The organism is Nostoc sp. DedQUE02 (assembly GCF_034531035.1).
Classification (GTDB): Bacteria; Cyanobacteriota; Cyanobacteriia; order Cyanobacteriales; family Nostocaceae; genus Nostoc.
Map to the genome: position 1 here is coordinate 20250 of NZ_JAVRBY020000013.1, position 11982 is coordinate 32231.

The following is an 11982-nucleotide window of genomic DNA, read 5'->3' on the forward strand; positions in this document are numbered from 1 at the left end:
CCTCAAGTGCGACTCAGGGGTGGGATCTCAAATCCCAAAAGTCCTATTTTTTCATAGCAGTTTTTCAGTAGCCAAATTAGTGAAACACATGCTGAAGGGCTTTTCAAACATCCCATTAGCCTGATTGATTACAATAGTTAGGACTATAATAAGACTTGGTTTTTTAGTTCTAACATACTTTTTATGTTAAAGAAATGGATGTTATATAGAGATAGTAATTAATAACATGATTGACTCATCCAATACAAATTTCTCAACACTGGTAGACCTTCTTTGTTATAGAGCGTTACATCAACCCAATAAATTAGCGTTTACCTTTTTACAAAATGGAGAAATGGAAAGCGCAAGTTTAACCTATCAAGAATTAGACCGACAGGCTCAGATAATTGCAGCCTATCTACAGTCTTTTGAATGTGTGGGTGAACGAGCTTTGCTGCTTTATCCACCAGGTCTAGAATTTATTGCTGCTTTTTTCGGGTGTTTGTATGCCGGAGTCATAGCTGTTCCTGCTTATCCTCCAAAGCGAAATCAAAAAATGTCCAGATTAGAAGCAATAGTACTAGATTCCCAGGCAACAGTGAGTCTCACTACAAAAGAACAGTTAACTACTATAGAGAATCGCTTTTTAGACAATCCATTATTAGCAAACTTGCATTGGCTAACAACGGATAATATTGTCTGCAAACAAGAGGTAGCATGGCACAAACCAGCAGTGAATAGTGAGACGCTGACTTTTCTTCAGTACACTTCAGGTTCGACTGGCACGCCCAAAGGGGTTATGGTCAGTCATCGCAATTTGCTACACAATTTGGAGTACATGAAGCAAGCTTTTGAACTCACACAGGACAGTGTGTCTGTAACATGGTTGCCCAGTTTTCATGACATGGGATTGATTGACGGCATTATTCAACCTATATATACAGGTTTTTTGGGTGTCTTAATGCCACCAGCATTTTTTATTCAGCAACCGTTTCGATGGCTACAAGCTATCTCGCACTATAAAGCAACCCATTGCGGCAGCCCTAACTTTGGCTATGAATTGTGTGTAAAATATATCACTCAAGAACAACAATCTACTCTCGACCTGAGCAGTTGGTGTAACGCTTACAGTGGTGCAGAGCCAATTCGCAAAGAAACTTTGGAGCGATTTGCAGATACATTCAAGTCATCTGGTTTCCGTGCTAACTTCCTCTACCCCTGTTATGGCATGGCTGAATCTACTTTAATGATTTCGGGTGGTGAAGTAGAAGATGAGCCAATTATCTGTACAGTTGAAGCAGATGCGCTCGAACAAAATAAAGTAGTCAAGACCTCTTGTGATAACCATAACGTTAGACATTTAGTCGGTTGTGGGCACTTGTGGCTTGATACAAAAATAGTAATTGCCGATCCAGAATTATTGACCCAGTGCCCTGCCAATCAAGTAGGAGAAATTTGGGTGTCAGGTTTAAGTGTGGCTCAAGGTTATTGGAATCGACCTGAGCAGACAGAACAAAGCTTTCAGGCTTATCTAGCAGACACTGGCCAAGGCCCTTTTTTACGTACAGGAGACTTGGGATTTTTGCTAGATGGTGAGCTTTTTATCACAGGTCGATTAAAGGATATGATTATCATCTTGGGTCGAAATCATTATCCCCAAGATATTGAACTAACTGTAGTACAGTCTCATCCAGCGCTACGAATAGACTGTGGGGTGGCGTTTTCGGTGGATATGGACGGTCAAGAAAAGCTGGTGATTGTCCAAGAGGTAGAGCGGAGTTACCTCCGCAAGTTAAACGCCAGTGAAGTAATTGGGGCAATTCGTCAAGCAGTGGTGCAGCAACACGATATAGAAGTTTATGCAGTATTGCTACTCAAGACTGCCAGTCTCCCCAAAACTTCTAGTGGCAAAGTTCAACGCAGTGCTTGTCGAGCAGGTTTTTTGGCTGGTAGTTTGGATGTTGTGGTAGATTGGTGTGCTCATCCGCAAAACAAAACAAATTTTCGACATTTGGAAACGGAAATAAAATCGCTGCTACAACAAGTGCAAACAGCTACGTTGCCAGCAAGCTCCTCAGAAATTCAAAATTCTCACGAAGCATCTGTTACTCAATATAAGTCTTGTAGCCAAGAAGCGATCGCAGCCTGGTTAATCTCAAAGGTTTCTGAACAACTGGAAGTTGTTTCAGATAGCATAGACATTCAACAACCATTAGCTGAATATGGTCTAGGTTCTCTAGCGGTAGTCAGGCTTTCCGGTGAATTACAGCAATGGCTTGGGTATGATCTTTCTCCTAGCATATTTTACGATTATCCCTCCATTAAAGCTCTATCTCAGCATCTAGGGATGGAAGCTACCACTTCTAATTTAAAAACATCAGATATTGCAAATCTAAAAGCTGATTTTGGTAAAACAGAAACACAAAATGAAGCTATTGCTGTTATTGGTATAGGTTGCCGTTTTCCAGGAGCTAATAGCCCAGAAAATTTCTGGCAAATTCTACACGATGGAGTTGATGTTATTCAAAAAGTGCCATCCTCACGTTGGGATATTAATGTTTTCTACGACTCAACGCCAGCTAATCCTGGGAAGATGAACACTCGCTACGGTGGTTTCTTAGAACAAGTAGATCATTTTGACCCGCAGTTTTTCGGCATCTCTGCACGAGAAGCTGAGACAATGGACCCACAACAGCGACTTTTATTAGAAGTAAGCTGGGAAGCTTTGGAGAATGCTGGACAGATACCCGAACAATTAGCGGGGAGTAAAACTGGAGTATTCATCGGCATCAGCAATTCTGATTATTCCCGGTTATTATTTAATCATCCTGCTGGCACAGAGGCTTATTATGGCACTGGCAACGCTTTGAGCATTGCTGCTAACCGCCTCTCATATCTGCTAGATTTGCGAGGCCCTAGCTGGGCAGTTGACACGGCCTGTTCTTCATCATTGGTAGCAGTTCACCAAGCTTGTCAGAGTTTGCGTCAAGGGGATTCGCAATTAGCTTTGGCTGGCGGGGTGAATTTAATTCTGGCTCCCCAATTAACTATTAGTTTCTCCCAAACAGGAATGATGGCAGCTGATGGTCGTTGCAAGACTTTTGACTCTAGTGCCGACGGTTATGTGCGAGGAGAAGGTTGTGGAGTTGTAGTTCTCAAGCGCCTCTGTGATGCCCTCAGAGATGGGGATAATATTTTAGCCTTAATTAAAGGTTCGGCGGTTAACCAAGACGGTCGTAGCAATGGATTGACAGCACCTAATGGAATTTCTCAACAAGAGGTAATTTGGCAAGCTTTAAAAAACGCCAACGTCCAACCAGCACAAATTAGCTACGTAGAAGCTCACGGTACAGGAACATCTTTAGGAGATCCGATTGAGGTTAATTCTTTAAAAGAAGTATTGATGGTAGGTAGAACTTCAGAACAGCCCTGTTGGATTGGCTCGGTTAAGACTAATATTGGTCATTTAGAAGCTGCTGCTGGGATTGCAGGTTTAATTAAGGTAATACTCTCACTGCAACACGAAGAAATTCCTCCCCACCTGCATTTTAAGAAGCTAAATCCTTATATTGGCCTTGCAGACACGCCTTTATCGATTCCATTGAAACTCCAAAAATGGTCTAAACAGGATCACCAACAATTGGCTAGTGTATCTTCATTCGGTTTTGGTGGAACCAATGCCCACATAATTTTAGAAGCAGCACCAACAAAGGATAGGGTGAAAATAGAAGTTGAGCGTCCGATTCACTTAATGACGCTTTCGGCAAAAAGTGAGAATGCATTACGGGAACTGGTACAACGTTACGAAACATTCTTGGAATCTAACTTAGATGCTGCTATTGCAGATGTTTGCTTTACAGCTAATATAGGGCGATCGCATTTTAAGCATCGACTCGCGATCGCTGCTGAATCTACCGTACAGTTGCTAGCGGCGTTAAAGGAAACTGAAAGTTTATTCAATAGCGAGGATAATACAAACAAACGAGCAAAAATAGCATTTTTATTCACAGGTCAAGGTTCCCAGTATATAAATATGGGGCGGGAACTCTACGATACTCAGCCTACCTTTCGGAAAAATCTCGAACTTTGCGATGAAATTTTGCGCCCCTATTTAAAGAAACCACTACTCTCAGTTCTCTACCCTGCACCAAATGAAAATTCTCCCCTCAATGAGACTGGCTACACTCAACCCGCATTATTTGCCCTAGAATACGCCCTGTTTCAATTATGGAAGTCTTGGGGCATAGTTCCAGACATAGTAATGGGTCATAGTTTGGGTGAATATGTTGCAGCTTGTGTGGCTGGGGTATTTAGCTTAGAAGATGGTTTAAAGTTAATTGCCGAACGCGCACGTCTGATGCAAGATTTGCCGTCAAATGGACAGATGGTTGTAGTATTTGCTAGTGAATCCGAGGTAGCGGCTGTTATTGATAACTATAGACAAACAGTAGCGATCGCTGCAATTAATGGTTCTAACAGTGTTGTAATTTCCGGGATGGACGAAATTATAGAAACTGTTGTTGCTGAACTGAACATTAAGGGTATTCAGTCCAGACCTTTGCATGTATCTCACGCTTTCCACTCACCTCTGATCGAACCAATGTTACCTGCATTTGAGCAAGTAGCAAAAAGCATTACCTATTCAAATCCCAAAATCCAGTTCATTTCCAATCTGACTGGGGAAAAAGCTCAAGCAGAAATTGCCTGTCCAGAATATTGGTGCCGTCATTTGCTTGAACCTGTAAAATTTTTGGCGGGAATGGAATCACTCGATCGAGAAAACTATGATTTCTTTATAGAAATCGGCCCCAAACCAATACTAGTAAGTATGGGTTGTCAATGCTTACCACAGGAGAATACAAGTACTTGGCTACCTAGTTTGCGCCAAGGAAAATCAGACTGGCAAGTATTACTCCAAAGTTTAAGAGAACTATATATGCAGAAAGTCCCAGTTGATTGGTCTGGATTTGACCAAGACTATCTACGTTCTCGCATACAACTACCTACTTATCCATTCCAACGCCAACGTTACTGGATAAAAGACATCCAAGCAGGTATTAATCAAGGTAACAATAAAAACTTACACCCCTTGGTTCATAAACAAATCCAACTTGCAGAATCAAAACAAATTCTGTTTGAAACCCACCTGAGTCATAATTCAGCTTTGTTTCTCAAGCATTACCGCATATTTGAAACAACAACTCTACCAGTCTCTGCTTATTTAGAAATGGTATTAGCTGCTGGGGCTAAAGTTTTTCATTCCGACAATTTGCTGCTAAAGTCTGTTCTCATCCACCAGGTTTTAAATTTACCAGATGATGAATTGCAAACAGTTCAGCTAGTTTTACATCCTCAAGGATTAGAAAGCGCTGACTTCAAAATTTTTAGCTTGATTAAAAATGTTGACACCGAGGAAGTATCTTGGACTCTCCATGCTTCTGGTCAAGTGCTGGTACATGAAAGTATTGAAACTCCTCAGATTAACTTGCCAACTTTGCAAGCCGATTATACACAACAAGTATGCACTCAAGAACATGACCACAAATTGCAAGAGCGCGGGATCATTTGTGGTTTTAATTTTCAAGTCATAGAAACTCTTTGGAAGTGCCAAGAAAAAGCTTTAGGAAAGATTCAATTACCAGAAGAATTAACTTACGAGGTAAATGAATACAAGTTGTATCCAATCTTAATAGATGCAGGTCTGCAAATGTTAATTGGAACTTTGGCAGATAATAGTCAGCAAGATATTCATTTAAAAAGCGTTTTAAATAATTATCTTAGTGAAAGCGATCGCTCATCTTTTAATTTGAGTGAAGGCATCAGCTTGCCAGAGACATTAAAGGAGGTTTACATAATTGTTAGCTTGGAAAGCTGTCGATTTTATGGTTATGCTGGTCAACCATTGTGGGGACAAGTCACCTTTGAAATTGAAGATAGTTATGAAGTTGACGCTGAAACTATTTTCGGAAATTTCCAGTTGTTTGACCAATCAGGAAAAATAATTGCAGAAATAGTTAAGGCCAAAATCAAACGTGTACTTTCTCGTGTCTTCCCAGGCAAGGAAACAAATCTGCAATTGGCAAGCAGCCACCGTCAGAGAATGAGTAGTTTGTCAAAAGCAAAACTTCTGACTGCTTTACCAGAAGAACGTCAACCCATGTTAGAAAATTATCTTCTGCAAGAACTGGCGAAGTCGCTACGGCAACCTTTAGCTAATTTCAATCCAGAGCAATATCTGGACTCACTTCTTGACTCCTTAATGGCCTTTGAGATCAAAAATCGAATTGAGACTGATTTAGAGATTGTTTTACCCATCAGCCAGTTTTTTGCTAATAGAAATATCAGACAATTGGCAGTTCAATTACTAGAAAAGTTCCTCTTGCAGAGTATTTTTGTTTCAAATCCAGTATCCTCCACTAACAATAATTATGAGGAAATTACACTATGAATTTACATAATCTGCTCTCAGAACTCTCGCAGCAAGGAGTACAGTTATGGGTTGAGGATGAAAAATTACGTCTCCGTTCTCCTAAAGGAGTGCTAACAACAGAACAGCGTAACTTAATTACCGAACTCAAGCAGGATATTCTGGAATTACTGCACCAAAATAACAGTACTTCAGGAGCTAATTCTGTTTCGACAATTGTCCCAGCCCTCAAGCAAAGCTCGCAACCTTTTCCCCTTAGCGATATGCAACAGGCTTACTGGGTCGGTCGCAGTGAGATGCTAGAGTTAGGTATTGAAGCACATTTCTACTTTGAAATTGAAACTAGCAATTTTGACCTGAACAGATTCACCCTTTGCTGGCAAAAATTAATTGCTCGTCATGAAATGCTCCGGGCAATAATCTTACCAACTGGTGAACAACAAGTTTTAGAACAGGTTCCTGTTTATGAATTGGAAGTTTTAGATTTGCGTCAAGTGGAGCCTGAAACTGTTGTTAATCAATTGCAATCTGTGCGAGATAGAATGTCTCACCATCAGCAATTAACTGACCAGTGGCCACTATTTGAAATTAAAGCTTCTCTTTTGAATGGTGAGCAAGTTCGCTTGCATTTCCGATTTAGTCTTTTGATTACGGATGGCTTGAGCTACCAAATTATTATGCGAGAATTGGGCGAACTCTACTATAATCCCCAAGCAATTCTCCCTTCTTTAGAGCTTTCCGTCAGAGACTATGTATTAGCCAAAGCTAATGAGCAAAAGTCTCGCAAATATGAGCAAGATTTAAAGTATTGGATCAATCGAATTTCTTCATTACCTCCAGCACCAGAATTGCCTTTAGCTAAGGCTCCTAGCCTGATAAAACAATATAAATTTGCGAACTTAAAAGCCCAACTTGAACCAGAACTATGGTTGCGTCTCAAATCTCGAATTTCTCAAATGGGTCTGACACCATTTATTACCTTATTTACCTCTTATGCAGAAATCCTGACGGTTTGGAGTAAAATCCCTCGCTTTACTATTACCATCTTGTACTTTAATCGTTTGGCTGTGCATCCTCAAGTCAACGATCTTGTGGGAAATTTTAGCTCAACAGTATTGCTGGAGGTAGACAACACATTACAGGAGACTTTTGCAGCCAAAGCCAAACGACTTCATCAACAACTTCTGCAAGATTTAGAACACGATTTGGTTAGCGGGGTTCAAGTCATGCGAGAATTGAACCGATTTCAAGGAGAGATTCTCAAGGCTGCAATGCCTGTGGCATTTTCTTGCGCGATTTTTCCTAAAAGCGCTCTTGAACGGGAAAACTCTCAAAGTTTTTGGGAAAAAAATCAGATAGTTTACAGTTATCTCCAAACACCACAGGTTTTTCTCGATTATGGGGTTTGGGAAGAAAATGGATCTTTGGTTGTGAACTTGTCTTTTGTGAAAGAAGTCTTTCCAGAGGGCATGGTGGAAGAAATGTTTGAGACTTACATGAGTTTTTTGAAGCGGCTAGCTATTGAGGAAGAGGCTTGGCAAGAAATATCGCCGCAATTGCTTCCACCCAAGCAGTTACAGCAGTTATCATTCATAAATGCGATCGCAACACCATTAGAAAAGAAGCTACTCCACACGCCATTTATAGAACAGGTATCAGTCCAACCAAAACATCCTGCCGTCATTTCTTCTACTTGTATCCTAACCTATGAAGATTTGTATCAACGCTCACATCGGCTAGGATATCAGCTGCGGCAGTTAGGCGCTCGTCCCCAGCATTTGGTAGCTGTGGTCATGGAAAAAGGTTGGGAGCAAGTAGTGGGTGTTCTAGCAATTCTAATGGCTGGATCGGCTTATGTGCCTATTGACCCAGCATTACCTCAAGAGCGTCGCTGGCTGCTACTAAAGCAGAGTGATGTTGAACTGGTATTGACCCAATCCTGGCTTGATGAAACTCTAGTTTGGCCAGAGGGTATAAGGAGGATTTGTGTGGATACTTCAAGCGTAGAAAATGCTGAAATCCCCATATTAGAATCGGTGCAGGAAGTAGAAGACCTAGCCTATGTCATTTACACTTCTGGCTCAACTGGACTACCGAAGGGCGTAATGATTGACCATCGCGGTGCAGTTAACACAATTATTGATATTAACCAACGCTTTAATGTTGGCTCTGAGGATAAGGTGCTAGCTTTGTCTTCGCTTAACTTTGACCTCTCGGTTTACGATATCTTTGGCACTTTGGCGGCTGGAGGAACGATTGTTTTCCCCGATGCCTCTTGCACAAAAGAACCAGCACACTGGTTGGATCTGATTTTGCAACACCAGATTACAATCTGGAATTCAGTACCCGCCTTGATGCAATTGTTGGTGGAATGTGCCACATCAAGACAAATTCTCCCCTCTTCTGTGCGCTTGGTATTGCTGAGTGGGGATTGGCTACCCCTGACTTTACCACCACTGATTAAATCCTTGGTTGCAGACATCGAAATTATTAGCTTGGGAGGCGCTACCGAGGCATCTATTTGGTCTATTCTCTATCCCATAGACACGGTAGATCCTGATTGGCAAAGCATACCTTACGGTCGTCCAATGCTCAATCAGCAGCTTTATGTACTCAATGAATCACTGCTATGTTGCCCCGCTTGGGTAACTGGGCAGTTATATATCGGCGGCGTAGGATTAGCCAAAGGATATTGGAAGAATGAAGAAAAAACTCATACCAGTTTCATTATCCATCCTCGCACGGGTGAAAGATTGTACCGAACTGGCGACCTTGGTCGTTACTTGCCTGATGGCAACATTGAATTCTTGGGTCGGGAAGACTTTCAAGTTAAAATTCAGGGCTATCGCATTGAGTGTGGAGAAATTGAAGCAGCACTGCTACAACATCCAAATATTAAGGCAGTGATAGTTACTGCTGTAGGTGAACAGCAAGGAGAAAAACGTTTAGTCGCCTATGTTGTACCTAGTGCTGAACCTGCACCAACTCCTTTGGAACTAAATGACTTTCTAGAGCAAAAAGTTCCTAAGTACATGTTGCCTTCTATTTTTATGCTGATGTCAGCACTACCTCTAACCCCAAATGGCAAGGTAGATAGACGTTCCTTACCTATGCCAGATATCTCCGATTTGACCGATGAAGCGAGTTTAGTTCTCCCGCGAGACATTATAGAACTACAACTAACAAAAATCTGGTCAGAGATTTTGAATGTTCAGCAAATAGGAGTAAAAGACAATTTCTTTGCACTCGGCGGTTATTCTTTTGCTGCTATGCGCCTAATGGCAAGGATTCAAAAGCAGTTTGGCAAAAACCTGCCTTTGACAACACTTTTACAAAGTCCAACAATTGAAAATTTGGCTAGCCATCTCCGTTCCTCTACAGATTCCCAAACTTTATCTCCTTTGGTATCGATTCAGCCGATTGGTAAACAGCCACCGTTCTTTTGCATCCACCCAGTTGGTGGCAATGTTCTTTGCTATCGGGACTTAGCACGTTATCTAGGTGTAGAACAACCCTTTTACGCCTTGCAAGCATTGGGTTTATCTGGAGAACAGAAACCTCTAACCCGAATTGAGGATATGGCTAGCCACTATATTGAAGCACTCCAGACGATTCAGGCTCAAGGCCCATATTATCTTGGTGGCTGGTCTTTAGGTGGCATCATCGCTTTTGAGATGGCCCAACAGTTGCATCAACAAGGCCATGAAGTAGCTTTACTGGCTTTAATAGATAGTTATATGCCCACTGTTGTCAACAAATCTGAAGCTATTGATGATGCAATGCTAGTAGCTTCTATCGCCCAAGATTTAGGCGGTATTTTTGGTCAGAATTTATCAGTATCAGTCGAGCAACTACGGCAACTCAATCCAGAGGAGCAATTGAATTATCTCTTAGAAAAGGCCAAAAAGCTAAATATCTTACCGCCAGAGATAGGGCAGCAGCAAATGCACCAAATGTTAGCAGTTTTCAAAGCCAATAATCAAGCTATGTATAGCTATGTACCGCAGATTTATCCTGGCAAAGTTACTCTCTTATGTGCCACTGAGCAACTTGTAGAATCAAACCAATCAAGTAGCTGGAGTAAATTAGCGGCTGGTGGGATAGAGGTTCATCAAATTCAAGGCAACCACTATACTATTGTTCAGGAACCCCAAGTGCAGGTTTTAGCTAAACGCTTGGGAGTGTGTATGAGTCATGCCAGCAAGATAGCATTGATTGCAAGTTAGCTTGTTATTTGATGTCATCTGCTTTGGTAATTTTAAGCGATTTAGACAAAAACTCTAGCTAATATAGAAATCGGTTTGATTACTGAAATCATTTGGTTTAGTAGGCAATAGGCAATTAGTGGGGAATTCAGACCCACCACTACGAAAGTTGACCACCAAATTGAAAATTTGGTGGGGGTCTTAAACCCACTTATTCATCCGCCAGTCGTACAGAATTCATACTGAATTCTGACTCCTGACTCCTGAATTCTATTTTGATAATATTAACTGATGGTAGAAAAATACTGCCTAATTTACAAATTATTGTAGATAAACTTATCTTAATCAAACAGGTGAATTATCAACTACATAAACAAATGTAAAATAATATTTAAACACACCAAATGCTGGTATATTCAATAAAAACACCGCTTCACTTTTCGGAAACTTAATTCATTGTTTTACCCAGACTAAAAACAACTATTCTCCTACAAAAGGATGCCTGCCAATGATAGAACTTTATTACTCTGCCATGTCTCCTAATTCTCGTCGGGTTTGGGTGGCATTACTAGAAAAAAACTTAGAATTTCAACTGATGCCGCTCAAACTGAATGGCGATCAGTTTCAACCAGATTTTTTGTCTATAAATCCTTTCCACGAAATTCCAGTTTTAGTTGATAATGGCTTTAAGGTGGTGGAATCTTTAGCCATATTAGATTATTTAGAAGTAAAATACCCCGCCTATGCCTTATTACCCAACGCTCCTAAAGATTTAGCAATTGTAAAAATGGTGGAAATGGTAACAGCAAATAAACTCTTACCAGAGATAATACGCCTGTTCACCGTATCTTTAGGTTTAACCGCATTAAATCCCGAACAGATTGACCAAGTTAAGCAGAAAATATTAACAATATTGCAGTTTTTTGAAAGTTTATTAGATAATCGTCCGTACTTTGGTAGTGAAAATATAACTCTTGCTGAGGCTGTAGCTGGAACTGTAGTACCATTTTTACCTTTAGTGGGCGTTCCCTTAAATGACTATCAAAAACTCAATGCTTGGGTTGATCGCTTAAAACAGCGTCCTGCTTGGATTAAAACTCAATATACTCCAGAGCAGTTAGAAGATTTAAAGACTCGGACAATTGCAAATTATACAGCAGCAAAAAGCCACCAAAATTAAATATTCTTCAGGATAAATTAGTGAGGTTTTTCCTGAATATCAAAATACTCAAGTTTATTTTGTAGTGGATTAAAACCCTATTTGAGTTATGAAAATTATCGAGTTTCCCAGTGGAGCAACAGAAAAGTTCATAAATCAATTAGGACTGTTATATCTAACAAAAATTCAAACTCTCACTTCAAATTGATCAA

General features: G+C 40.6%; 3 protein-coding genes. All 3 read left to right on the forward strand.

What is annotated here, in order from left to right; all coding sequences use genetic code 11:
- Window positions 1-226: 226 nt before the first annotated feature.
- Entirely contained in the window at window positions 227-6427 is a 6201-nt protein-coding gene (locus RMX98_RS13300) for a polyketide synthase (RefSeq protein WP_322679748.1), read from the forward strand.
- On the forward strand, window positions 6424-10632 hold the full coding sequence (locus tag RMX98_RS13305) for an amino acid adenylation domain-containing protein (protein WP_322679747.1): 4209 nt from the start codon (window positions 6424-6426) through the stop codon (window positions 10630-10632). The genes RMX98_RS13300 and RMX98_RS13305 overlap by 4 nt, the downstream gene beginning before the upstream one ends.
- Window positions 10633-11119: 487 nt before the next feature.
- Window positions 11120-11791 carry a glutathione S-transferase family protein gene (locus RMX98_RS13310; protein WP_322679746.1) on the forward strand — a complete coding sequence of 224 codons (672 nt, stop codon included), beginning with the start codon at window positions 11120-11122 and terminating at the stop codon, window positions 11789-11791.
- Window positions 11792-11982: the final 191 nt, after the last annotated feature.